The sequence below is a fragment of the Halomonas sp. B23F22_20 genome (genome assembly GCF_043496985.1).
GTDB lineage: Bacteria > Pseudomonadota > Gammaproteobacteria > Pseudomonadales > Halomonadaceae > Halomonas.
This window is the reverse complement of sequence record NZ_JBIEKH010000003.1, coordinates 219,256-244,670: the sequence shown is the minus strand read 5'-3', so window position 1 is coordinate 244,670 and position 25,415 is coordinate 219,256. Positions and strand designations below refer to the sequence as shown.

Here is a 25,415-nt window from a genome sequence, read left to right as displayed (position 1 = left end):
AATCCTCAGCGCGAGGGCGCGTCGGCGAGAGCCCGCTCCAGCTTCGCGCTGAGCTCACCGAGGCTCTGCTCGCCGGCGCGACGCTCCTCGAGGGCTTCGAGCAGCTCGTGAGTGATGTTCAGCGCCGCCATGATAGCGACCTTCTCCCGGTCGACCACCTTGCCCTGGGCGTGAATGCCTTGCATGGCGCGGTCCAGGTAGCGGGCGGCGCGCTCCAGCTTGTCCTGCTCGTCCGGGGGACAGGCGATGACGTACTGGCGTTCCAGCAGGGTGATTTCGGTAGTGGGCCGCGAGGCGTCGGTCATGGGGGGCTCCGGCGGGCCCGGACGAGCGCGCGGGGTGCGGCGCCATGGGGGCCCGATGCGTTAACATCGTGGGGAATACGTACGTCAAGCCACTATAAGAGAGCCGTTCGCGGCCGGTCAACGCGCTGCGCGGTCCTCGCACCGGATGGTCCCATGTCCCTTATCAATGAACGCCAGGATTTCTCCGATATCGCCGACACCTTTTTGCTGCATGGAAGCATGCAGTCGCCGGCCTTCCTCGATGGCCGGCTGTGTGCCTCGCTGGCGCTGCACGACCTTAGCGCCGAGGCTTGGTTGGAGACGGTGTGCGAAAACCTCGGGGTCGAACAGCCCCGCGACGAGCCCGCCGCCGAGCGCCTGCTGGGCTGGCGGCGCCAGACCGTCGAGGCGCTGTCGGCCAGCGAGATGAACTATGAACCGCTGCTGCCTGACGACCTGTTTGCGCTGGCAGAGCGCGCCCAGGGCCTCAAGGAGTGGACCCTGGGCTTCCTCGAAGTCATCGAGGAAGCCGGCGATGCTCCTCGCAAGAAGTGGTCCGAGGCGCTGCGCGAGGCGGTCGACGATCTGCAGGGGCTGACCGCCATCGAAACCGACCTCGACGACGACCCGGAGAACGAGAACGACCTCTTCGCGCTCACAGAGCATGCTCGGATGGCCGCCATGCTGCTCTATACCGAGCAGCATCCCGGCCAGCCGCAGGTGGAAAAGGTGGACGACCCCGAGACCCAGCCCAAGCACTGACCCGCTCGGGTCTGCCGGCCCGACGCCCCGCCCCAGGTCCCGCGCATCGGCGGGGCCCGCTCCCGCCCCTTGACCCGTGGAGGTGCCATGCCGCCCGAGACCCTTTCCCGCCCCGCCCCCATCGGCCGCGACGAGTTCCGAGAACGTCGTCGCAGCTTGATGGCCTCGCTGCCCGACGATGCCGCCGTGCTGCTGCCCGGCGCTTCGCTGGTGACCCGTTCCCGGGACAGTGAGTTCGCCTTTCGCCAGGACAGCGACTTTCACTATCTCACCGGCTTTCCCGAGCCCGATGCGCTGCTGCTGCTGTTGCCCGGTCGAGAGCAAGGCGTGAGCGTGCTGTTCTGCCAGGGTCGCGATCCGGAGATGGAAACATGGACCGGCCGTCGTCTCGGCACGGCCGGGGCGAAGCGCGAGCACGGAATCGACGAGGCCTTCGTCAATGACCAGCGTGAGGCACGATTGTTGGAGCTTCTGGACGGCCGAGTCACGCTGTATTTGCCGCTGGACGACGGTGAAACCCTAAGCCTGGCCGAATCGATCCGCGCCAACCTCCAGGACGGGGCACGTCGAGGAGCACGGCCGCCGCTCGCATTCGCCGACATCGCCGAAAGGATTCACGAGCAGCGCCTGATCAAGAGCGTTCAGGAGCTGGCGCTGATGCGTCATGCCGGTGCGGTCAGTGCGCGCGCCCAGTGCCGCGCCATGCGTGCGGTGCATCCTGGGCTCGCCGAGTATCAGCTGCAAGCCGAGCTCGAGCACGAGTTTCGCTGGCAGGGCGGCAGTGGCCCCGCTTACGCCAGCATCGTCGCTGGCGGAGCCAATGCCCGTGTGCTGCACTACATCGAGAACGCGGACACGCTGCGTGACGGCGATCTGGTGCTGATCGACGCGGGAGCCGAATTCGATCTCTATGCCGGCGATATCACCCGTACCTTTCCGGTCTCGGGCCGATTCACCGAGGCGCAGCGGGCTCTCTACGAGGTGGTGCTCGGTGCCCAGCAGCGGGCCATCGAGGCGGTGCGGCCGGGCACCACCCTGGCGGCCATTCACCAGGGGGTGGTGCGCGACCTCACTGCCGGGCTGATAGAGCTCGGGCTGCTGTCCGGGGAGCTCGACGCCTGCCTGGAGGCCGGTGCCTATCGACGCTTCTATCCCCACGCGACCTCCCACTGGCTGGGGCTCGACGTTCATGACGTCGGCCATTACCGCCGCGGCGGAGAGTCCCGCCCGCTGGTGCCGGGGATGGTGTTGACCATCGAGCCGGGACTCTACGTTCCCGAGGATGAGGACCTTCCCTCCGCCTATCGAGGGCTTGGTATCCGTATCGAGGATGATGTGGCGGTGACCGAGCAGGGACACGAGGTCTTGAGCATCGGTGTGCCCAAACAGGTGACAGAAATCGAAGCCTTGATGGTCAAGAAATGATCGCTTCCTGATTTTCTGAGAAGGGTATTACGTAATGTACATTACGAAATTTGAGGCATCGCCATGAGCGATACGGTCGAGGGCAAGGCCCCGCGCCGCGTGGATATCGCCATCGTCGGCGGCGGCCTGGTGGGCGCCAGCCTGGGCTGTGCGCTGGCGCCACTAATCGAGCGCCATGGAGTGACGGTGGCGGTGATTGAGGCTGCGCCTCTGCCGATGGATCTCGACGCGCCCTGGCAGCCGAGCTTCGACGCCCGTGCCAGTGCTATCGCCGAAGGCTCGGTGCGCCATTTTCGAACCTTGGGGCTATGGGGCGACCTGGCCGAGCAGGCCTCGCCGATTCGGCATATTCATGTCAGCGAACAGGGCCGGTTGGGCGCCACTCGGTTGAATGCCGAGGAGCTGGGCAGCGAGGCCCTGGGGCAGGTGATTCCCAACGCCTGGCTGGGCCGGGTGCTGCATCGGCGGCTCGCCGAGCTGCCGCTGGCCTGGCATTGCCCGGCCAGCGTGGAGCAGATCCAGCCGTGGAACGAGGGCCATCGCCTGACCCTTTCCGACGGCGCCAGCCTGGAAGCCGGGCTGACGGTGCTCGCTGAGGGCGGCCGCTCCGGGCTCAAGGAGCGGCTGGGCATCGAGAGCCGCGAGCGCCCCTATGGTCAGGTGGCATTGATCGCCGGCGTCGAAGTCGACCGCCCCCACGATGGGCGGGCCTATGAGCGTTTTACCTCTGACGGCCCCATCGCTCTGTTGCCACTTCAGGGCCAGGCCATGGAACTGGTCTGGACCCATGAGGCTGGTCAGGAGGGCGCGCGGCTGGCGATGGCGGACGGCGACTTCCTCGCCCAGCTGCAGCGCGCCTTCGGCGACCGCGCCGGACGTTTTCGGCGGGTCGGGCGCCGCCATGCCTACCCGCTGTCGCTGGTGACGGCGCGTGAGACGACGCGCCCGGGGTTGGCCGTGATGGGCAACGCCGCCCATGCCCTGCATCCGGTGGCCGGCCAGGGGTTCAACCTGGCGTTGCGTGGGGTCATGGATCTGGTGGCCGCCATCGAGAACGGCGTCGGGAAAGGCGAGGCGCCGGGCAGCGCCGCGACTCTGGCCGATTTCGAGGCTCGCCGCGGCGGCGATCGCCACGATGTCATCCGCTTCAGCGATGGACTGATACGGTTGTTCGGCCTCGACAGCACCCTGCTCTCCCATGCCCGGGCCGCGGGACTGGTGGGGCTCAATTTGGTGGGGCCGCTGCGCCGCACCTTGGCGCGTAGAGCCATGGGGGTGGAGCGATGAAGATCGAGCGACCGCCGCGCGATAGTGATGACAATGACGGCAACGATAGCGAAGAGACGAGTGGCATGAGCCAGGAAGCGGTGAGGGCCGGCGAGGCGATCATCGTCGGCGGGGGCATGGTGGGCGCGACCCTGGCCTGCCTGCTGGGCGAAGCGGGGATGGACGTGACGCTGCTGGATGCGCGGCCGACGCCGCTGGATGCCGAGGGTGCAGGGCGAGGCCTCCCGGGGCGCCGGGTCAGCGCCTTGACGCCGGTGTCTCAGCGCCTGCTCGAGGGGCTGGGTGCCTGGGCGTGGATGCGCGAGCGCCGTGTCACCCCCTATTACGGCATGCGGGTGTGGGACGCCGAGGGCACCGGCGAGGTGGGCTTCTCCGCCGAAGAGGCGGGGCTGCCGGTGCTGGGCCATATCGTCGAGAACGACGTGGTGGTCGCCGCTCTGGAGGCGCGTCTGGCGGGGCTGCCGACGGTGACGCATCGCCTCGGGGCGCGAGTGACGGGGCTGGCGTCGGGGCCGGCGGGGCGTGAACTGGAGCTGGCCGATGGTGGGCGGCTGACGGCTCCGCTGATCGTGGCCGCCGACGGGGCTCGTTCGCCGTTGCGCGAGCTGGCCGGCATCGAGGTGAAAGCCCATGACACCGGGCAGGCGGCGGTGGTGTCCACGGTTCGCACCGCCGAGCCCCACGGCGGAGTGGCCCGCCAGGCCTTCCTGGCCGATGGTCCGCTGGCCTTCCTGCCGCTGACGGTGGAGCAGGATGACCGCTATTGCTCGATCGTCTGGTCGACCACGCCGCAAGCGGCCGAGCGTCTCTGTGACCTCACCGCCGAGGCGCTGGGAGCGGCGCTGACAACGGCCTTCGCGGGACGGCTGGGAGAGGTGACGGTGGTCGATGGCGCCCAGGCCGTACCGTTGACCCAGCGCCATGCCGACCGTTATGTACAGCCGGGGTTGGCGCTGGTGGGGGATGCCGCCCACAGCATTCATCCGCTGGCCGGCCAGGGCGTCAATCTGGGGCTGATGGATGCCGCGGTGCTCGCCGAGGAGCTGCTGACGGCCCGACGGCGCGGGATCGAGGGTGGCAGCGAGGCCTGGCTCGAGCGCTACGCGCGGAGGCGTCGTGGCGACAATGCCGCCATGCTCAAGCTGATGGACGGTTTCCGGCTGCTGTTCGGGGCCCGTCATCCGGCACTGACCTTGGCTCGCAACCTGGGGCTCTCCGGCGTTGATCGCCTGTCGCCGCTCAAGCGCCTGCTGATGCAGCAGGCGGCGGGCCGTCGGGGGCGACTGCCCGTCTCTTGTCGATGAGGGCTCTCGCCCTCCGCTGAGGGCTCTTGTCGATGAGGGTTCGCGCCCTTCGCTGAAGGCTCTTGTCGATGAGGGCGTGACGGCACCTCGGCGGTGCCGTCACGCTACTCGGAAGAGGCTGGCGGCTCGGTCACCGGGGTGCCTCGTTCGCTCAGCACGTTCAGTGCCTTGAGCAGGTTGAGGGCTTCTCCGAGCTGGTAGTCGTCGCGCAGCCGGGCGCTAAGCTCACCGCGTTCGTCGCTTTCACCGTTGCCGGCCAGGTGGCCTTCGAGGTCGGCCTCGCGCACCCGCAGCCCGGTATTCTCGGCCACCTCGAGGCGGCCTCGTACCACCTCCACGTCGGGGGAGATGCCCAGCGCCTGGATGGAACGCCCGCTGGGCGTGAAGTAGCGTGCGGTGGTCAGCTTCAGGGCCTCGTTCTCACCCAGCGGCATGATCTGTTGCACCGAGCCCTTGCCGAAGCTCTCGGTACCCATCACCACGCCGCGGCGCTGGTCCTGCAGTGCACCGGCGACGATCTCCGCCGCCGAGGCGCTGCCGCCGTTGATCAGCACGACCAGCGGCACCTCGGGAGCGGCGGTATCCCGTTGAGCCGAGAAGCGCATGGCGCTGTCCGGCAGGCGCCCTTCGGTGTAGACGATCAGGCCGTGGTCGAGGAAGGCATCCGCCACGTCCACCGCTGCCTGCAACACGCCGCCGGGATTGTTGCGCAGGTCGAGCACCAGGCCCTGCAGCGGGCCTTCCTCGCGCAGCGTTTCCAAGGCCTCGACGACCTGTTGTCCGGTCCGGGTCTGGAACTGGCTGATACGCAGGTAGCCATAGCCCGGCCCGAGCAGCTCCTGTTTGACGCTTTCGGTGCGGATGATTTCGCGCTCGATGTTCACCACGCGCGGGGCGCTCTCGCCCTGGCGCATGATGGTGAGGCGAATCTCGGTGCCCGGATCGCCGCGCATCAGGTCGACGGCTTGCTGCAGTGACAGCCCCTCCGTGGGGGTGTCGTCGATGCGCAGGATCACATCCTGGGCCTCGAGCCCGGCCCGAGAGGCGGGGGTGTCGTCGATGGGAGTGATTACGGTGAGCTGCCCGTCGCGCTTGCCGACCTCGATGCCCACGCCACCAAACTCGCCCTGAGTGGATTCCTGCAGACTCTGGTAGTCCTCGGCGTCCAGGTAAGTGGAGTGCGGGTCCAGTTCGCTGAGCATGCCGCGCATGGCGTTGCGCAGCAGGGTGGCGTCGTCGACTTCCTCGACGTAGGCCCGCTTGATGCGCTCGAACACCTCGGCGAAGGCCTGGATCTCGGCCACCGGCAATTCATCGTCTGCAGGTGTGACATCGGGGGCGGCCAGTGCCGGCAGCGGCAGGGTCAGCAGGGCGACCGGCAACAGCGCCGATGTCAGGCGCCGCAGCGGGGCGTTCAGGCCGGCGGGACTCAGGGGCATGCGCTCTCTCACGGTTCCACGGAGGTGAGCGCCCAGCATAGCGTGGCCGCGGTCGCTAATGGAATAGCGACTAGCGACGCGCGATCCAGCGGTTGGGATCGATGGGCTCGCCGTGGCGGCGTACCTCGAAGTAGAGTCCGGGGGACGTCTGGCCGCCCGTGGCGCCTACGGCAGCGAGTGTCTCGCCCTCGCTAACCGCCTGGCCGACGTCGACCGCGAAGCGCTGCAGGTGGGCGTGCAGGGTCATCACACCGTCGCCGTGATCGATGATCAACAGGTTGCCGAAGCCGCGCATCCAGTCGGCGAAAACCACTCGGCCGGCGTGGACGGCCTCCACGGGAGTTCCCTCGGCGGCACGAATCACCAGGCCGTTGCGGTGTACGCCGCTGCCGCGGCCGAAGCGTGATACGACGTTGCCCTGCACGGGCCAGGGCAGGTTGCCCTGGGTGGCGGCGATGTCGGTGGAGGGCGGTGGCCGTTGCAATCTGGCCAGGCGCTCCTGCACCTGGCGCAGCACCCGCTCGGCGTGGGCGCGATCCTGGTCGAGCTCGGTCAAGCGTGCCTGCTCGCTGGCATAGCGCTGGTCGAGCTTGGTTACCAGCTGTTCGCGCTCGTCCATCTGTCGGGCCAGCTCGACGCCGCGAGTCTCCAGTTCGTCGGCCAGTTGCGTCAGACGGTCGTCGCGCTCGTCCAGGGCTTGGCGGTTGTCGGCCAGCGCCGCATCCAGTCGCGCGAGCTGTTCGAGGCGCCGCTGACGTGCTTCCGACAGATGATTGAGGTAGCGCTGCAAGCGATCCAGTCGAGAGGGATCGTCCTGGTTGAGCAGCAGTTTGAGTTGCGGCGTCAGGCCCAGGCGATAGAGCGCATCGAGCTGCTTGCCGAGGGCCGCCAGCTGCTGCTGTCGTTGGTCTTCCAGGACCCGACGCCGGGTCTCGAGTGACTCGACCTCGTCGCGCAGGGCACGCTTCTCGGCTTGAAGGTCGTCCAGGCGGCGATGGGTTTCGGCCAGCGCGGTCTCGACCTCACGCAGCGCCTCGTTGGCTTCGTTACGAGCGTCGCGGGTGACGCCGAGGTCCTGGGTCACCGCCTGGATGCGCTCGCCAATAGCGTCCAGGCGCTGCTGCGCCTGACGCTCGTCCATTCGGGTGGCCTGGGCGTCGCTCATGGCGGCACCCAAGGCGAGGCTTAGCAGCATCGCCGCCCACCGCAGTTGACGAGGTCGTCGGCTCACGCCTCGATCAGCACGCGGCCGGTCATCTCCTCGGGCACCGGCTGATCCATCAGCGTCAGCAGGGTCGGGGCGAGGTCGCACAGCCGGCCGTTCTGAGCCAGGGTCAGCGGGCGCGGGCCGACATAAATCAGCGGCACGTCGAAAGTCGTGTGGGCGGTCTGGGCGGCGCCGGTCTCGGGGTGGACCATCTGCTCGGCGTTGCCGTGGTCGGCAGTGATCAGGCTGGCGCCGCCAACCTTCTCGAGCGCCTCGACCACGCGGCCGACGCAGGCGTCGATGGTCTCGATGGCCTTGACGGCGGCGTCGAAGTCGCCGGTGTGGCCGACCATATCGCCGTTGGCGTAGTTGCAGACGATCAGGTCGTGGGCGCCGGACTCGATGGCCTCGACCAGGCGGTCTGTGACCTCGACGGCGCTCATCTCGGGCTTCTCGTCGTAGGTCTTCACGTCCTGCGGCGAGGGCACCAGCACGCGAGTCTCGCCCTGGTACTCGGCCTCGCGGCCGCCGGAGAAGAAGAAGGTGACGTGGGCGTACTTCTCGGTTTCGGCGATGCGCAGCTGTGTCAGGCCGCGCTTCTCCATCACCTCGCCCAGGGTGTTGTGCAGTTCCTCGGGCGGGAAGGCGGCCGGGGCCGGGATGTCGGCAGCATATTGGGTCATGGTCACCAGACTGCCGCCGGCCAGTTGGGGGCGGGCCTGGCGCGCGAAACCGGCGAAGTCGTCCTCGACGAAGGCGCGGGTCAGCTCGCGGGCGCGGTCGGCGCGGAAGTTCATGAAGAAGGCGGCGTCGCCGTCCTCCATTCGCACCGGGGCGTCACCGGAGATGATGGCGGTGGCAGTGACGAATTCATCGGTCTCGCCCCGGTCGTAGGCCGCGTCCAGGCCGGCCTCGGCGCTCTGGGCGACATGCTCGGCGGCGCCCTCGGTGGCCAGGCGGTAGGCCTGCTCGACGCGATCCCAGCGGTTGTCGCGGTCCATGGCGTAGTAACGACCAATCAGCGAGGCCACGTAGCCGTTCTCGGCGCCGACCAGCTCGGCGAGCTTGGCGTTGGTGCGCTCGATGGAGGCTCGGGCGCTCTTGGGCGCGGTGTCGCGGCCGTCGAGAAAGGCGTGGACGTAGATACGCTTGGCGCCGCGCTGGGCAGCCAGCTCGGCCATGGCCAGGATGTGATCCTCGTGGCTGTGCACGCCGCCCGGCGACAGCAGGCCCAGCAGGTGCACGGCGCGGCCGGCTTCGGCGGCGGCTTTCAGCGGGCCGGTGAGGATGGCATTGTCGGCCAGCTCGCCGTCGTCGACGGCCTTGGTGATGCGGGTGAAGTCCTGGTAGACGATACGCCCGGCGCCGAGGTTCATGTGGCCGACCTCCGAGTTGCCCATCTGGCCGTCCGGTAACCCCACGTAGCGGCCGTCGGTATGCACCAGGGCGTGCGGCCGAGTCTCCCAGAGCCGGTCCATCACCGGAGTCCGCGCGGCCAGGATGGCGTTGTCGGTGGGATCCGGGTTGTGGCCATAGCCATCGAGGATGATCAGGGCTACCGGTCGGGGAGTCGGGGTCGAAGAATCGGTCATGGGTCGAAGCCTCGTGGTTGGGGGGCGATGCCACCATGGCGTGAGCCCTTTGGCGGGGTCGCGACTTGCCGCTGCTTGCGGCATCATATCGCACGGCCCCGCCGGGCGTCATATCGTGCCGCCCTCGGCGGCCTTCCGGCATCATGTATACTGGGCGCCGCCGGCTCGCGTCGGCCTCGTTCACCGCGTACCCGAAAAGAGTCTTTCCGAACCATGATCGATCAGCTGTTCGAATTCGTGCAGAACCATCCGCTACTGGTCGGCGCCTTCCTGCTGGTGCTGGTCGCCTGGATCGCCTACGAGATCCGCAGCGGCGGCGCCAATGGCGTGACCACCAGCGAGGCCACCCAGCTGGTCAATCGCGAGGACGCCGTGGTGCTCGACATCCGTGACAAGAACGACTTCAAGGCGGGCCATATCGCCGGCGCCCGCAACATTCCCCAGAGCAGCCTCGACAGCCGTCTGACTGAACTCGACAAGTTCAAGGACAAGCCGATCATCGTGGCCTGCAAGCATGGCCAGAGTTCCGGTACCGTTCAGGCCAAGCTGGCCAAGGCCGGCTTCGAGCGCGTGCTCAAGCTCAAGGGCGGCATGACGCAGTGGCAGGCGGACGGCCTGCCGCTGGTCAAGAAGTGACGACGCCATTTCTCATCTCACGACCAAAGGATTCCTTTCCATGGCGGAAGACAACAACCCGAACAGTGGCGCCAACGGCCAGGCGAGCGGCCAGCAGGACAAGCCCCAGGTGCAGTTCGCCCTGCAGCGCATCTACGTCAAGGACCTCTCTTTCGAGGCCCCGAACTCTCCGGCGGTGTTCCAGCAGCCGTTCAAGCCGAAGGTCGGCCTCGATCTGAACACGACCCATCAGCAGGTCGGTGAAGAGCTCTATGAGGTGGTGATCAAGGTCACCGCCCAGGTGACCCACAGCGAGGAAGGCACCACCTCCTTCCTGGCCGAGATCGAGCAGGCCGGCCTGTTCCGCATCGGCGGCATCGAGGGTACCCAGCTCGATCATACCCTTGGCGCCTTCTGCCCCAACGTGCTGTTCCCCTACGCTCGGGAATGCATCGACAACCTGGTCAACCGTGGCGGCTTCCCGCCGCTGATGCTGTCGCCGGTGAACTTCGAGGCGATCTACGCCCAGAAGAAACAGCGCGAAGCTCAGCAGCAGGGCGAGCAGGCCACTCAGTAAGCCGCTGATCATGAAGGCTCCTCGTATTCACGTCGCCGCCGCGCTGACCGCCGGCGGCGACGTCGTCCTGCCGGACAGCCCCGCCCGCCATGTGGCTCGGGTGCTGCGCCTGGGTGAGGGAGCGCCGCTGGTGCTGTTCGACGGTCACGGCCTCGAGGCCGAGGCGATGCTGGTCGAGACCGGTCGCAAGCGGGTGGTGGCGCGTGTCGAGGCGGTTCACGAGGGCCGCGGCGAGTCGCCGCTGGCGGTGCATCTAGGGCAGGCCATCTCCAAGGGTGACCGGATGGACTACGCCATCCAGAAGGCCGTGGAGCTGGGTGTCGCCGCGATCACCCCACTCTATACCGAGCACGGCGACGTGCGCCTGAAGGGGGAGCGTGAGGCCAGGAAGCTTTCCCACTGGCAGGCCGTGGCCGCCAGCGCCTGCGAACAGTGCGGCCGTGCTACCGTCCCGCCGATTCACCCTCCCACGGGGCTTGCCGACTGGCTAGCCCATCGCGACGAGGCACTGCGCCTGGTGCTGCATCCCGGCACGCCTGGGGCGCTCGATCGTGCAGACTCGGTCACTTCGGCGGCACTGCTGATCGGCCCCGAAGGCGGACTCTCGACTGGCGAAGTCGAGATGGCCACTGCTGCCGATTTCGCCGCCCTTACCCTCGGCCCGCGCATCCTGCGCACCGAGACGGCTCCGGTGGTCGCCTTGAGCCTCTTGCAGGATCGCTTCGGCGACCTGTGAGGCTCTTCCCTCTTCCCTGAGGCGTCGCTTTTGCCTCGACGCCTCAAGCTTTCCTGCCTCTCGAGCGCAGGTTCGGCATAGGCGACGCGGGATTGATCAGGCTCTGTACGAAAACTGTCTGCGCTCGCCCATACGGCGTTAGAAATCAGCTCGCGCGCGAGCCCGGTCCGTCATTTCACGATTTTCGCCTTTGCGCCTCACTCGGATCTGGGAAGTGCGTTGGCCCGTCGGGAACGGGCCTAGCCCTGGCCATCGCTCGCCGACTTTTCGTACAAAACCCAAGATGCCGTCATACCAGGGTTGGGTATACACTCATTCATTTAGCTGAGATTGCTGCACGACAGGACGGACTTGGCGATGATGCTGACTCGATTGGCACCGGCCGGCGATCCTTGGCCCTGCTGTGCTCCAGTCCGTTGGCACTCGATACCGGTATGCAGAGGCGAGTTGACACGATGGCCATGAAAATCCTTGGCGCGGCGAAGCATGGTGCCGCCGTTGCGATAGCATTGATCCTGGGCGGCTGTGCAGTCATGGGGGGGCACGAAGATTTTCCCGACCCGGATGAGGCTTTTGCTCGCGGAGGGATGCTCGAATCGTCCCGAGCCATTCGGACGATTCAAACTGGCATGACCAAGGATCAGGTCAGAGATCTGCTGGGGAACCCCCACTTCTCCGAAGGGCTGTTCAACGTTCGGACATGGAACTACCTGTTCGATCTCGACGCCGAAGATGGCCAGACGCGCCAGATATGCCAATTCCAGCTCGTCTTCGATGGCGAGATGCGCGTCGAGGATACCCGCTGGCGAACGGCCAAGTGCGCCGTTCGTTTTTCGGCCATCCAGGCCTCACCCATCGAGAGCGAGACCGTGCTGCAGCGCTTCAGCCTGCCCATCGCCGACATGTTTACGGTGGATGATGGTGCCTTGACCGATGAGGCGCAGCAGGTGCTGGGCGAGTTTGCGGCGTTGTTGCAGCGTGACTTTTCTTCTCCCTCACTGGCGATTGCCAGCTATCCGGTCGCCGGACAACACCAACGCCAGCGCCTGGCGGTCCAGCAATTCCTGAAGACGCATACTGGCATTGATGACGAAGGTGTGAGAATCACCGAGGGCGCGTCTTCACCGTGCGAGGGGAGTGAGGTGGGCACATCCTGTCGGCGGACGGAACAAATAGTCATCCAGATCCTCGGGAGTTCGAGTACAGGCGACGATGCCTAGCAGGAAACTTGCCGGAGGTCGTGTCGACGAGTACGCGATGGGGAGGTGACAAAAGTTTATCTTTTCCTGCCGAGAATCCCCTTGGCGGCTGGAAATCCCGGGCTGTAGACTCCGTCTGGGATAAATCCCTGTATTGTAATGATAATCGTGATCTACGCGGCGAATTGGCTCGACGCTGTCCAAAGGGCTTGCTTTCAGGCGAAATTAGCTTGATCGTATGTAAGTGATTTGATGCGGGCTGGTGTTCGAGTTTACGGACAAACAATCTTTTTCAAGGGAATCATGGCATGAAACGTGGTCTGACATTCTCGGCTCTTATCCTCGGCGCTCCCCTCCTGCTATCCGGGTGTCTCTCCGACTATCCTCAGTTCCAGACGGTAGATCAATCGAATCTGTGTGTTGCCGCCTCCGATGAGCAGGCCATGGCGTGTCCGGAAGGGGAGCTGTTCATGGCGCGCGTCATGCAGCCCAACCCGGCGACCCGGGCATTCAATGTGCTGAATACGGCTGCCCTGTATTGCGACACCAATTACCCCATCTTCGAGAATCCGGCGGGTGTCATGTGTGTCTTGACGCATCAGCGCGTCGATATGCTCACCGGGGCCGAGCCCAGCGCTCAGGGTATGGGAACGGCGCAGGAAGAGGCGTCTCAGGATGCTGCTCAGGAAGACTCGACTGCTGAAAGCCAGTAACAGCGGCAGGTAAAGGGGAGGGCCTGGGCCGAAAGGGGGCGACGATACTCGCGTCGCTTGTGACATGCGCTTCCCCCATCAGGAAAGGCTCGTTATGAAATGGAAACTGGCCATCATTGGCTTTGTCGGGTTCCATGCTTCCCTGGCGGTAGCGGATCTCGAACAGGGGATAGACGAGTATCGGCGGGGCAACTTCGCTTCCGCGCTCTATGAGTGGCGTCGGTCTGCGGAACAGGGCGACGCCGAGTCCCAGTTCAGACTGGCGGGTATGTACGAACGGGGTGAGGGGACGAGTCAGGATCTAGAGAAGGCCCGCAAGTGGTACCGGCTGGCAATGGACTCCGGGTATCCAGAGGCCCGCGAGAAGCTCGACGAACTCAACCGGAATGCCGGCGGCGAAGTGGAAGCGGCTCCGCCCGACGATCTTCGCGCAGCGGAGCGTGGCGAGCCCCAGGCCCAGCTGCGTCTCGCGCTTGCCTATCTGGAGGGGCGGGGCGTCGAACGTGACGATGCCTTGGCGGCTCGATGGTTCGAGGCCGCCGCCAGTCAGGGCGTGATTCCGGCACAGAACAATCTGGGCTCGTTGTATGAGAGTGGTCGAGGCGTGGAGCAGGATTACGCCCAGGCCATTCACTGGTATCGAGAGGCGGCTCAAGCCGGTGATCCCTTTGGGCAAAATAACCTGGGCGCGATGTATGCACAGGGCAAGGGGGTGGAGCGCAATCATGCCTGGGCGGTGTTCTGGTTTGCGATGGCCGCACAGCAGGGTAACGAGTTGGCCGCCGAGAATCTGGCATCCAGCTTGCAGCATCTACAGACAAAGCGGGTGCGGGTCGATGCGGCGAACATTCGCGCGGGCAACTCCACCGACCACGAGGCCATCGGTCGCGTGCAGCAAGGCGAACGTCTGCCCGTTCTCGGCAGTGCGGATGGCTGGAGTCAGGTCTATCTTCCCCGTCAGGAACGTCTCGGCTGGATAGCGTCGAGCTTGCTGGAGTAACTAGCTCACAGCATTGGTCTTTCAAGACATCAAAAGGGGCATGGCGGCCGGCCATGCCCCTTTTTGATGTTCTTTCTTGATGCCCCTGCCAATGCTAGGCGCTCGACGGTGATTTCCCCGCTTGGATCATCTGCCCTGCTGGTACGGTTTGTTTCGTCCTGGCGTCTGCCTAGTCGATGTCATCCTGGGCTCGGGGGAACGTAAGCAGGAAATGGGTGCCGACATGCTCGCTGCTTTCACAGGTGATGCTACCGGCGTGTTGCTCCACCACTAACTTCACCATGGAAAGGCCCAGCCCATGGCCCGCCGCCAGGCTGGCGCCGGAGCTGCGCCGATAGCTGTCGAAGATATGTGGCAGGTCCCGCTCGGGAATGCCGACCCCCTGATCGCGAATGCTCAAGGAGATGCCAGATGGCGTATCCCGGGCCTCGATCGTCACGCGTGTGTCCGCAGGGCTATATTTGATGGCGTTGTCCAGCAGGTTGACGATCGCTCTCAGCAAATAGGTTCGGTCGCCCTCCATGGGGCACTCGTCCTGGGGATCGTAATCAAGGTGGATGGAGCGGTGTCGCGCCGTCGGCCATGCCTGATCGATGGCTTCCAGGGTCACGTCAGAAAGCAGTAGAAACTCCTGGCTCTGGGTGCCGAACTCAATCTGCGTCAATTGCATGAAGCTCTCCGTGAGACTGAGCGTCTTGTTTGCCTGTTGGGCGACTTGGGAAAGCAGTGCTTCCTCGGGCAGGCGGGAGGGCGTGTTTTGTAGTTGGGTCAGGGCCAGGATGTTGGATTGCGGCGCTTTCAGGTCGTGCGAAAGGAATCTCATCAGCTTCGCGCGTTGCGCTTCCGCCTGGCGTTCGCTGGTGACATCCACGAAGCCAATCAGCCAGGCGACCTTGAAGGCATCGACCGCGGTGACCAGCGGTGAGACCTTGAGGTGGTAGTAATGCTCGCTGGGATCCTTGTAGAGGGCGCCGTCGAAGGCGCTGAGCTCCTGCTGCTGCTGCTGGGAAGGGGCGCTGCCCAGGTTTTCCCGCACCATGTTGTTCAGCAGCTCGTGGAGGGTGCCTTTCTCGTCGACCCGGCAGCGCTGCAGCAGCGGCTTGGCCATGGCACTGGAAAGAATGATATGGCCATTCACGTCGACCACCATGGTGGCGATGGGTAGGCAATCCAGGGCGTCTGTGATGAAGCGGCGAGAATTGCGGATACGCGTGATACCGCTATCCAGCGCGCGAAGATGCTTGTGCAGGACTAGCCCCCATTCTGGTGCCTGCTCCCGAGTGGGTGTTGGAATCATGCTGGGCTCTGACTCGAGGCGTTCGATTTCCTGTTGGAACCAGCGCAAGGCGGAGGCTTGGCAGCGCCAACTGATGAGCACGTAGGCCCCGATCACCGTCAGCAGGCCAACCGCTGGTGGCCACCACCAGCCCAGGGCCAGCAGTCCCCAGGCGCCGAGCAGTACCAAGCTCGTGACGGCAAACGCCAGTTTGGCCATGTATCGGAATTGGAACAGGCGAACGAGGGCCATGAAGACCAGCAGCGGCAGGAGAGACAGTGCCGAGGAGACCCCCGCGGGAAGGTCGCGGATGATGTCGCCCTGCAACAAGCCGTCCAGCATGTTGGCGAGTATCTCGATGCCGGGCATGCCGCCGTCCGCAGCGCCGAACGGCGTCAGATGATGATCGCCCAGCCCCTTGGCGGTGGTGCCGATCATGACGGTACGCCCCTCGAGCAGCGAGCCCGGCAGGCGGCCCCGAAGAACGTCGACATACGAGACGCGGGGATAGTGATAGGTCGATCCGTGGTATGGGATGCGCACCTCGAGATCACGACGGTCATCGGCCAGCAGGCGTCGTGTAGCGTCGGAGGGCGTGGTGATCCCCTGCGTCACCAGGTCTTGATACAGCTGCAGCGTCAACTGGGGGACACCGTCTTCGCGTAGTCGAATGCTGCGTACGGCGCCGTCGACATCCGCTCGGACGTCGATGTGGCCGATACCGTTCGCTGCGTCGCTGAGCGGTTCGACCGGCAGCAGCCTGTTGGCATTATCGGTGCGCTCGCTGCGTCTGACATGCATCGCGGGCAGGAAGACATGACCATGTTCCTTGATGGCTCGAGCCAGGCGCTGGTCCTGTTCCGGCTGGCGCGCCGGCTCGGCAAACACGACGTCGAATAGCACCGCAGAGGCACCTGCGCTGGCCAGCTGGTCTACCAGATCGGCGTGCACAGAGCGAGGCCAGGGCCACCGCCCCAAGGCCTCCATGCTGCGCTCGTCGATGTTCACGATCAGGATGTCGTCGCTGGCAGGTGTCGTCATGGAGGTCAGGAAGCGGTCATATAGCGTGTTGTCGAAGAGCCAGGCACGCTGTTCTGCCCACAAGGCGAGGGTCACCAGCAGAAGGCCGACCAGCCACCAGGTTCTGGTCAGGCCGCGAAACAGGCTTTGGCTAACGTGTGCCACCCTGCCTCCCGGAAGCCACGATGACAGAGCTCTCCGGATCCTGTTCCACGCTCGATACTTTCAGTCGCCAGAAGAAATCCTCCGTGGGGAGATTGCGCAGGGTAACGCCCTGGTTACTGGAGAAGGAACGGTCCATGAACAGTTCGTCGAACGCCTCGTCCTCGGAGAGCTGCAGGCGGTATTCCACGTCCGGGATCTCGGTCCAGTGGAACGCATAGCCATCGTCGTCGGCCACCAGCGAGGCCTCGACAGGCTGATGCAGCACCAGCTGGTGACCATAGAGACCTTCGAGGCCCAACGCGTCGATGGCCGAGCTGCGCGCGTAGTAGAAACCGCCCGGAACCGCGTCGAAGCGGAAGCTCAAAGCGTCGCCGCGTTGGTCACGGAAGATGGTCTGGAAGCGGGGGTCCCGGGCCAGCTGCACGTGATAGGCTTCGGCCCCTTCCACCGCCGACAGATCAAGCCGCAGGGGCTGGCGGAAAGCATGGTCGGCGACTTCCAATTGAGGAGCGGGTAGCAGGTCCGTGACCCGAGTGGGTTGCGCCCTGCTCATGAGTGCCCCCCGGCCGGCAGCAACATCGGCGACATCGGCGGCACGGCTGGCATGGTTCAGCGCCACCAGCCCTTCCAAGGTGCTGACGCGAGTCTCCTCGTCCGCGTGGGCCACCCGGAAATGCGTACCACGCACCCCGACGATGCCCGTCGGGGTATCGATATTCAGCACTTCGTGGCGATCCCGCTGCTTGGGCACCCGCGCTTCCACTTCTCCGAGTTCCAGATACAGCTGCGACCGGCGTCGATCCTGTCGCTTCACGACTACCCGAGAGTTGGAAGGCAATACCACGTCTTCGCCATGGGGGAGCCGTAGCGACACGAAGGTGCGGGCCGTGGTTTCCACGATATCGCCCGGGGAGATGCTCATGCCTTCGTGCAGCGGTATGCGCTCGCCGGACGCCTTGACCAGCCACGCATCACCACCCTCCCGATGGCGCACCTCCGCCGTCAGGCTCGGCAGGGGCGGTATCTCGAGCACGTCGCCTGGCTGAATGTGGCGGGGTTCATTCACGCCATTCGCGTCTCGCACGACAGGCCACTCCTTGGCTTCACCGCGATGGCGCTCGGTGATTTCCCAGAGGGTATCGCCCGGTTGCACGCGATAGCGTTCCATCGACGTATCTCCGTCAGCCAGGGCTGTCGTAGTCAGCAATATGGCGATGGAACTCAGGCCCGCCAGGGCATGTCGACACCATCTTTTCATCTTCTTACTCCTGCGCTCGGCCTCTCGTGGAGGATACAGCCCCTTGCATGAAATTGGGATACGCCAGAGATCGGCAGACATGGTTAGCTTTTGACATTTGTTCATAATAAGGCTGGTTGCATCATGCCGGTTCATATTTTATGCCTCCCTCACTTCGTGGACTGCCGCGTCTTTGTATCTTCACGCTGAGCGAGGATGAGCGTTGTGCTTGTAACTTGAGATCGCCGAGCCTTGGTCGAGACGAGGAATATCATCGGGAAATAATAGGTTACCCTTTTTATTTCTGAAAGTTGTACGAAAAGTGATGAGCTGGCAGCACTTCTCATAGTTCATCTTTTCTTACATTCTCGATGCTTGGAGAATGAAATGTGAACTCAAGTCTCTCGTTAATCATGTTCGGCCAGCCACTGTTCTCTCTAGCAGCATGAACTTTTGTTAAGCCAGAGTTTTGCATAAGCGTGTTCATGATAGCTTCCATTGAAAACGTCTACGTCGAAGTCGAGACGAAATCCTGGGCCTGACGACATTGCCGCCCCTCGGTATGGCGACGCGTGTTAAGTGATAAGGCCTGCCTACGCAATCTTTGATCATACTGCCAGCCGCCGAAGCATGGCGTTGAGCAGTGCAGGGGAGCTGTCATGAATGCCATTTATCGCATCGTCTGGAACCGGACCCTTGGTCGGCTGGTCGTCGCCTCGGAAGCAGCGCGTAGTCGTAATAAAGCGGCCACGCAGCAGGGGATAGTTGGCCAATTACCTGCGCCGGAAATGGCTAGAGGCACAGGTGTTTCTACATTGCTGCGACCAGTGGCTTTGTCTGTTGCGCTGGCGGTTGGCTCTTTGGTGCTGATAACACCTGAAAATGCGCATGCTTTTGAAATAGGTGGAGGCGATGATTGCACTGGCGATGCCGGACGCACCGCGATCGGCTTAGGTGCTTCGGCGTGTGATACGTTTGCCCTTGCACTCGGCGCTAACGCCGTCAGTTCAGAAGAAAGTGCGACCGCTATCGGCCGCAATAGCACTTCCTCAGGCCACGGCGCTGTTGCGATTGGTCTTGAATCCAAGGCGGCGGGAGCGGGCTCTTTTGCTGGAGCAGAGTACGCACAGGCCTTGAGGGATTACTCGGTTGCGCTTGGTGGTGGCAATGCGCCAGGGAGTGGAGCCATTGCCGATGGGCCGGGGGCCATTGCGATTGGCACCCGCTCGGTAGCCAGCGCCCTTCGTACACTTGCCCTAGGCGCAGGGGCGGAGGCTTCGAATACATCTGCTACTGCCATTGGCGATGCCGCCAGCGCTGCCGGCCAGTCCGCTCTGGCCATTGGTAATACGGCCACGGCAGGTACAACGCGGGACATTGCCATTGGTAACTTGGCCGAGACGGGGGTAATTGCTGGCGCAACCGGGAGTCAAGCTGACAACGTGGCCATCGGTAGAGGAGCAAAGGCGTTTGGTGGCACCGCCATTGCCATTGGCGAAGGGGCCGAGGCGACGGGCACCTCTACAACAACCGTCAACTCGGTCATCGCCATTGGCCGTCAAGCAACAGCCAGCGATGTCGCTGCCCTTGCCTTAGGCTCCGGTGCAAGCACAGGGGCGGGGTCAGCCTATGCGGCGGCGATCGGCCCGAGGGCGAAGGTCGGTGATAAGGCATTCAACTCGATTGCCATTGGCAACGAAGCAGAAGTGACGGAGAGTGCCAACTCTTCCACGGCAATTGGTCGCTTGGCCAAAGTTGAGGCGCATACCTCAGTGGCCGTTGGGGCAGGTGCGAAAGTGCTGGGTGGTCTTAGTGATGATGTCTTCTCTTCCTCGGCAGTTGGCCGTAACGCCACGGTTGAATCGGATCGCTCAGTGGCCATCGGGTTTGAAGCGAACGTAGCGAAGGACGCCGGTCATGCAGCGGCCATTGGTAGTGGTGCCAAGGTGCTTGAAGGCGCCGAATCGGGCATGGCCATCGGTCATGGTGCGCAAGTCGTGGCAAAAAGAGATATCGCCATGGGGAGCGCTGCTTACGTAGATGGCGGTCGTTCTGTTGGCTTAGGCGCGGATGCCAAGATTTATGGCGCTTCCGACGCTACAGCGATCGGCTCGGAGGCAACCATAGGGACGGGCGGGATAGGTGTCGAGGACTCCAATGGTGCCACGGCGATTGGCAGTGAGGCTATTGTGGGCGATGATTCGAGCAATGCCACGGCCATTGGCAGGCTTTCCAGCGTTGGTGACACCTCGTATGATAGCGTGGCGCTGGGATCTAGAGCTAAAGTAGAAAATTCAGCTCCTGCAGCCGTGTCCATCGGCAACTCGGCGACGAATGAGTCTGGGGCTTTTGACTCGATTGCCTTGGGTACTACCGCCACCAACGCATTTAACAATTCAATCGCCATTGGCTCTAGGGTTTCAACCACTGGGAGTAATGCGGTGGCAATGGGCTCTGACGCGAAAGCAGCCGCAAGCGCCATCGCCCTGGGGCATGACGCGACAGCCACGGGCAGCGAATCGATCGCCATGGGGAATGGCGCTAAAGCCACGGGCAGCCAATCGATCAGCATTGGTACTGGCAATGTGGTGAGCGGCGATAATTCAGGCGCGATTGGTGATCCGTCGATCATCGATGCCGCGAACAGCTATAGCGTCGGTAACAACAATACGCTGGAGACGGGCGCGGACAACAGTTTTGTGCTGGGTAATGACGTCACTATCGGCGAGAATATCAGCGAGGCCGTCGCGCTGGGTAACGCATCCAGCGTGACCGAGGTAGGCGGTGTCGCCCTGGGCGCTGGCTCAGCGGCCACGGTCGCTTCAGGCGTTAGTGGCTATATTCCTTCCATGGCAGATGCTGCTCAAGAGCAGGCGATCCTTGGTACCAAAGCAATACGTGCCGCTGTAGATGTCGGCAGCCGCCAAATCACCCACGTGGCCGCAGGCTCGCAGCTTACCGATGCGGTCAACGTCGCTCAGCTCCGGGCCAGCGAGACCCACTACTACAGCGTCAACTCCTCGGACACCAACGCTGGATCAAACTATGACAATAAAGGCGCTACGGGTACGGATGCCCTGGCCGCAGGTGTGAATGCACTGGCCGAAGCTAGGGATTCGACGGCAGTCGGCTACGGCAATCAGGTGCTCGGGGGTAGCAGTCAGAGTACTGCAGTCGGCAGCAGCAACACCATCATCGATAGCGGCCACACCAATGTCTTTGGTGTGGGTAACAACGCCTCCAATTCCAATTGGGTTAACATAGTCGGTCACGATAATGTTGCCGAAACGGCTTTCGAGACATCGATTGTTGGTTCAGAGAACAGCTTGACTGATACCAGTTACAGCGTTGTGCTTGGTCATTCCCAAAGCGTTACCAGTAGTACCGACTCGGTGGCGATCGGCGCTTATAGTGATGTGGAAACATCCGGTGGTATTACATCGATCGGCCGAAGCAACTCGATGACTAATGCGTTTCGAACGCACGTGCTCGGTTCTGACAGCAGTATGAACGATGTAGATTATATCAACGCCATCGGTGTCGACAATGACATTTCCGACACGTATTTCACCAATGCCATGGGGCAGTTCAACACTATCAGTGGTGGTATGGGAAACAGCGTGATTGGTTCGTCCAACAGGCTTACGAACGGCAATCTGAATTTTGTTGCAGGCTACCAAAACTTCTTGGGCGACGGGCTTTCCAGCAACCAGATTCTGGCTAGTGGCGGCACCGTCGCGGCGGGCACATCGGGTGGCGTGCTGATCGGCATAGATGGCTCCGTGGAGGCGTCCAATGGCGTTGCCATCGGCACTAACGCACATGCGACCGTTGCCGACGGTGTGGCATTGGGCAGCGGCTCGGTTGCCGATACCGACCCCGGTATTGCAGGTTATGACCCGGTAACGGGCCTGGCCTCCACCGACGCGACGCCGACCTGGCAGAGCACCGCTAGCGCGGTGAGCGTCGGCGATACGGCGAATGGCGTAACCCGCCAGATCACCAACGTGGCCGCGGGCACGGCGGATAGCGATGCAGTTAACGTCGCTCAGCTGAAGGCCAGCGAGACCCACTACTACAGTGTTAATTCCACGGACACCAGTGCTGGGTCAAACTATGACAATCAAGGCGCTACAGGAGCGAGTGCGCTGGCCGCGGGTGTCAATACCACCGCATCAGGTAATAACGCCACGGCGGTGGGGTCCCAAAACTCAGCTTCAGGCGTTAATGCTACTGTGTTCGGTACCCAAAATACTGCCGAAGGAAACAACTCAATAGCATTAGGTGTTAATAACAATACAAATAGTAAATACCAGATAGCCATAGGTGGTAACAATGTCATGGGAGGTGGTGCTCCTGAAGACACCTTTACCGCTATTGCCATTGGTCGTGCTAATAAGTTGGAAGAGCAGAACACAATCGCGCTAGGTCAGCTAAACGAAATCGTAGGTGAGTTCTCTTATGCCTTTGGTTTCAATAATAAGATTAACAATGAAAACGCAATGGTCTTTGGCCAGGAAAACGTGGTTGATGGACGATTCGGCCAAGCGTTTGGTTCGCTCAATGAAGTGTCGGGTGACGGCTCTAGGGCAATTGGCCTACTGAACACTATATCTGGTGAGGGCTCAAGCATACTGGGGTTCGAGAGCGAGGTGAGTGGAGACTTCTCAACGGCGATTGGTTCGTACAATACTGTCAGTGGTAATAGGGGCGGTGTGTTGGGGAATGACAGCAACATTAGCGTCGATGATGCGTTCGTGGTGGGTAACGACGCAGATGTCACGGTTGTTGGAGGTGTCGCCCTGGGCTCCGGCTCGGTCGCCGATGGTAACACGCTGGGCACGGCGGCTTACCAGCCGCTCGACTCAGCAGGCAATCCGATTGGTGTAGCAGGTACAGCCACTAGTGTTGTCTCTGTGGGCAGTGACGGTAATGAGCGCCGCATCACCAATGTGGCAGCAGGTGGAGCGGATACCGATGCGGTCAACGTTAGCCAGTTGAAGGCCAGCCAAACGCATTACTACAGCGTCAATGATAACGGCGTACAGCAAGCCAACTACAACAACGAGGGCGCATCTGGCAACAATGCCCTGGCAGCGGGCGTGAATGCCTTGGCCGCGAGTGATGATTCATTAGCCATTGGCAATGATGCACAGATCGTGAATGTCAATAGCCCCATGGCCATGGCCATTGGTACCAATGCGAGTGCGACTGGGCGCGGAGCCATGGCTGTTGGCGGAAATGCGGAGGCCGCAGCCTATGATGGTATCGCGATAGGTCGAGATTCGTCAGTTGCCTCGTCTGCAGGAGCCAGTGTTGCCATAGGTGCGACAGCAGAGGCGAATGCTAACCAAATGGTTGTGGTGGGTAGCAATGCAGGACGAGACGCAGAGGGTAACAGCCATGTCTTGTTGGGCTACACAGCTGGCAGCGCGATGGACGCCGGGGTAAGGGACAACGTGGCCATTGGCCGCAATAGCATGACGGCAGCATCGTCCCTAGGTTTTGCGGGATGGGGTGAAACGACAGCGGTTGGTGTCAACTCTGGCACTGCGAGCACAGGTGATCGCAATACCTTCATTGGTGGTTATACCGGTCGAGACTCGACCGGAGAGCATAATGCTTACCTTGGTCATAGTGCGGGCCGTGATGCGACCGGTAGCCGCAATGTGGCGCTGGGGTATGAAGCGAATAAAGATGCCACCTCGGAAGATATCGTGGCAGCTGGTTACCAGGCTATGGCAGCAGCCGATGGAGCGGTAGCCATTGGCGCAATCTCTCAGGCGCTGGGTGAGCGTAGTATCGCGCTTGGTTACGATGCCATCGCCACCGGCTCGATTGCTATGGGCGCATCCTCGCGCGCGGGCAATGGCGGCGCGGCCTTCGGTGACGGTGCGGTTGCCACCTATAACGGCGGCGTGAACGACCCGGCGATCGAGGCGGGTGCAGCGCTGGGCGAAAATGCGCAGGCGGATGTGAGCGGCGCCACCGCACTGGGTACGAACAGCGGCGTGACGGTTGCGAATGGCGTGGCACTGGGCAGCAGCTCGGTTGCCGATACCAATGCCGGTGTTGCAGGTTATGACCCGGTAACGGGCCTGGCCTCCACCGATACCACGTCGACCTGGCAGAGTACCGCAAGCGCGGTGAGCGTCGGTGATGCAACGAATGGCGTAACGCGCCAGATCACCAATGTGGCAGCAGGCTCGGCGGATACCGATGCAGTTAACGTGGCGCAGCTTCAGGCCGCGCAGGCTGAGGCGACGACGCACTACTACAGCGTTAATTCTTCCGATACCGGCCCGGGAAGCAACTACGCCAACGACGGTGCGACGGGGAACAAGGCTTTGGCGGCTGGCGTCAATGCCTCCGCAGCCGGTAGCGGTGCCACGGCGGTTGGTAACGCTGCGTCAGCAGCCGGAAATGGTGGCAGCGTTGCAATTGGATCAGGAGCCTCGGCGCCGGCCATTTCAGTCGTCGCAATCGGTACTGGCGCAGGTACAGGTCTGGATCCTGCGAGTCGCAACATTGTCGCCATTGGTCCATCGGCGGCGCAGAATGCCAACGCACCTTATAGCGTGGCTCTTGGCAGTGCGTCCGGCCTGAACATGCAGGGTCAGGATAATGTGGTGATCGGGCGTCAATCGGCCACCAATCTTGATGGCATCCAAAACGTTGCGATTGGCTCGTTCACCTTCCGTGAGAGCCAGGGCAATAGCAACACCGCGGTGGGCTATGCCTCTGGGTTCGAAACCATCGGCCATGCCAACTCCGCTTACGGTATTGCGGCAGGTCGCACCGTTACTGGAAGTGGCAACACCGCCATCGGCTATGGGGCAGGTCGCAACGTTGAAGGTGATGCTAACGTGTCGCTGGGCTTCGCGGCTGGCAACAGTGTGACAGCCGACCGGACCGTTTCGGTGGGCTATCAGTCCACGGCCAGTGCGTCTGACGCTATTGCTTTGGGCACTGATGCCACTGTTACGGTGAACGGTAGTGTCGCCCTGGGCTCTGGTTCGGTGGCCGATGGCAGTACGCTGAGCGATGACGCCTACTCCCCCACCGGTGACCAAAATGATGTGGTCGGTCTCAACCCGGTAAGCGAAGTTTCCGTGGGTAGCGCCGGTAGTGAGCGCCGCATCACCAATGTGGCTGCCGGCTCGGCGGATACCGATGCGGTTAACGTCAGCCAATTGAAGGCGCAGGGAACCAGCTTGGTTGACAAGGGCTTCAACATCACCGCTGATAACAGCAGCCTGGCGGCCGCCGATGACAACGTTAAGCTGGGCGAGACCGTGGCCTACACCAGTGAGGATGGCAGCATCGTCACCACGGTGAAGGACAACGAGATCGACCTCGCACTGGGTAGCGACCTGAGTGTCGGTGGCCCGGGTGAGCCTGGCGAGCCAGGTGAAGACGGCTACATCGGCGTCGACGGCGCCGACGGCGTGGCCGGCGTGGGCATCGATGGTTCGGACGGCTCCATCGGCCTGACCGGCCCGGCGGGTGCCGACGGCGTCAGCCCCGAGCTGACCATGCGCCCGACCATCGAGCCTGGCGACGTGGTGGCCGATACC

General features: G+C 63.2%; 17 protein-coding genes. 11 read left to right on the top strand and 6 right to left on the bottom strand.

The features are described 5' to 3' along the window. Positions 1-5: 5 nt before the first annotated feature. Positions 6-305: a cell division protein ZapA gene (locus tag ACGTN6_RS03480; protein ID WP_183389398.1), complete on the bottom strand. Its 300-nt coding sequence runs from the start codon at positions 303-305 to the stop codon at positions 6-8. Between the two features lie 153 nt (positions 306-458). On the opposite strand from ACGTN6_RS03480, the gene ACGTN6_RS03475 reads away from it, so the two are divergent. From ACGTN6_RS03475 to ACGTN6_RS03460, 4 genes are all read left to right on the top strand, one after another. Then, the gene (locus tag ACGTN6_RS03475) at positions 459-1,046 is read left to right on the top strand and encodes a UPF0149 family protein (RefSeq protein ID WP_394589861.1); all 588 of its coding nucleotides are present in this window, start codon (positions 459-461) and stop codon (positions 1,044-1,046) included. An 87-nt stretch (positions 1,047-1,133) separates the two neighbouring features. Then, a complete protein-coding gene (locus ACGTN6_RS03470; protein ID WP_394589860.1) occupies positions 1,134-2,471 on the top strand; it encodes an aminopeptidase P N-terminal domain-containing protein in 1,338 nt (445 codons plus the stop codon). 63 nt (positions 2,472-2,534) lie between these two features. After that, positions 2,535-3,758, top strand: coding sequence for a 2-octaprenyl-6-methoxyphenyl hydroxylase (gene ubiH / locus ACGTN6_RS03465; protein ID WP_394589859.1), 1,224 nt, complete (start codon positions 2,535-2,537; stop codon positions 3,756-3,758). 65 nt (positions 3,759-3,823) lie between these two features. After that, positions 3,824-5,062, top strand: a complete 1,239-nt coding sequence (locus ACGTN6_RS03460; protein WP_394589858.1) for a UbiH/UbiF/VisC/COQ6 family ubiquinone biosynthesis hydroxylase — start codon at positions 3,824-3,826, stop codon at positions 5,060-5,062. A gap of 104 nt (positions 5,063-5,166) precedes the next feature. On the opposite strand, the gene ACGTN6_RS03455 is transcribed toward ACGTN6_RS03460, so the two are convergent. The 3 genes from ACGTN6_RS03455 to gpmI form a co-directional block, all read right to left on the bottom strand. Then, positions 5,167-6,501: a S41 family peptidase gene (locus ACGTN6_RS03455; protein WP_394589857.1), complete on the bottom strand. Its 1,335-nt coding sequence runs from the start codon at positions 6,499-6,501 to the stop codon at positions 5,167-5,169. Between the two features lie 70 nt (positions 6,502-6,571). After that, positions 6,572-7,696, bottom strand: coding sequence for a murein hydrolase activator EnvC family protein (locus ACGTN6_RS03450; RefSeq protein WP_394589856.1), 1,125 nt, complete (start codon positions 7,694-7,696; stop codon positions 6,572-6,574). 32 nt (positions 7,697-7,728) lie between these two features. Next, positions 7,729-9,300, bottom strand: coding sequence for a 2,3-bisphosphoglycerate-independent phosphoglycerate mutase (gene gpmI, locus ACGTN6_RS03445; protein ID WP_394589855.1), 1,572 nt, complete (start codon positions 9,298-9,300; stop codon positions 7,729-7,731). A gap of 213 nt (positions 9,301-9,513) precedes the next feature. Here gpmI and ACGTN6_RS03440 point away from each other — a divergent pair, with 213 nt between their 5' ends. The 6 genes from ACGTN6_RS03440 to ACGTN6_RS03415 all read left to right on the top strand — a co-directional run bounded on the left by ACGTN6_RS03440 (position 9,514) and on the right by ACGTN6_RS03415 (position 14,140). After that, a complete protein-coding gene (locus ACGTN6_RS03440) occupies positions 9,514-9,936 on the top strand; it encodes a rhodanese-like domain-containing protein (protein ID WP_394589853.1) in 423 nt (140 codons plus the stop codon). A gap of 40 nt (positions 9,937-9,976) precedes the next feature. Next, positions 9,977-10,492 (top strand): protein-export chaperone SecB, encoded by a 516-nt coding sequence (gene secB, locus ACGTN6_RS03435; protein WP_394589852.1) that lies wholly within the window; start codon positions 9,977-9,979, stop codon positions 10,490-10,492. 10 nt (positions 10,493-10,502) lie between these two features. Then, the gene (locus tag ACGTN6_RS03430) at positions 10,503-11,228 is read left to right on the top strand and encodes a 16S rRNA (uracil(1498)-N(3))-methyltransferase (RefSeq protein ID WP_394589851.1); all 726 of its coding nucleotides are present in this window, start codon (positions 10,503-10,505) and stop codon (positions 11,226-11,228) included. A gap of 455 nt (positions 11,229-11,683) precedes the next feature. Beyond that, on the top strand, positions 11,684-12,448 hold the full coding sequence (locus tag ACGTN6_RS03425; RefSeq protein WP_394589849.1) for an outer membrane protein assembly factor BamE: 765 nt from the start codon (positions 11,684-11,686) through the stop codon (positions 12,446-12,448). 287 nt (positions 12,449-12,735) lie between these two features. Next, positions 12,736-13,140 carry a hypothetical protein gene (locus tag ACGTN6_RS03420; RefSeq protein ID WP_394589848.1) on the top strand — a complete coding sequence of 135 codons (405 nt, stop codon included), beginning with the start codon at positions 12,736-12,738 and terminating at the stop codon, positions 13,138-13,140. A 94-nt stretch (positions 13,141-13,234) separates the two neighbouring features. Next, positions 13,235-14,140 (top strand): SH3 domain-containing protein, encoded by a 906-nt coding sequence (locus ACGTN6_RS03415; protein ID WP_394589847.1) that lies wholly within the window; start codon positions 13,235-13,237, stop codon positions 14,138-14,140. Positions 14,141-14,309: 169 nt separating this feature from the next. On the opposite strand, the gene ACGTN6_RS03410 is transcribed toward ACGTN6_RS03415, so the two are convergent. Both ACGTN6_RS03410 and ACGTN6_RS03405 read right to left on the bottom strand, forming a co-directional pair. Beyond that, positions 14,310-16,601, bottom strand: coding sequence for a CHASE2 domain-containing protein (locus tag ACGTN6_RS03410; protein ID WP_394589846.1), 2,292 nt, complete (start codon positions 16,599-16,601; stop codon positions 14,310-14,312). Continuing rightward, the gene (locus ACGTN6_RS03405; protein ID WP_394589845.1) at positions 16,588-17,769 is read right to left on the bottom strand and encodes a FecR family protein; all 1,182 of its coding nucleotides are present in this window, start codon (positions 17,767-17,769) and stop codon (positions 16,588-16,590) included. Before ACGTN6_RS03405 ends, ACGTN6_RS03410 begins: the two co-directional genes overlap by 14 nt. Before the next feature lie 728 nt (positions 17,770-18,497). On the opposite strand from ACGTN6_RS03405, the gene ACGTN6_RS03400 reads away from it, so the two are divergent. Then, positions 18,498-25,415 (top strand): ESPR-type extended signal peptide-containing protein (locus ACGTN6_RS03400; protein ID WP_394589844.1); only part of this gene is annotated, 6,918 nt, incomplete at its 3' end.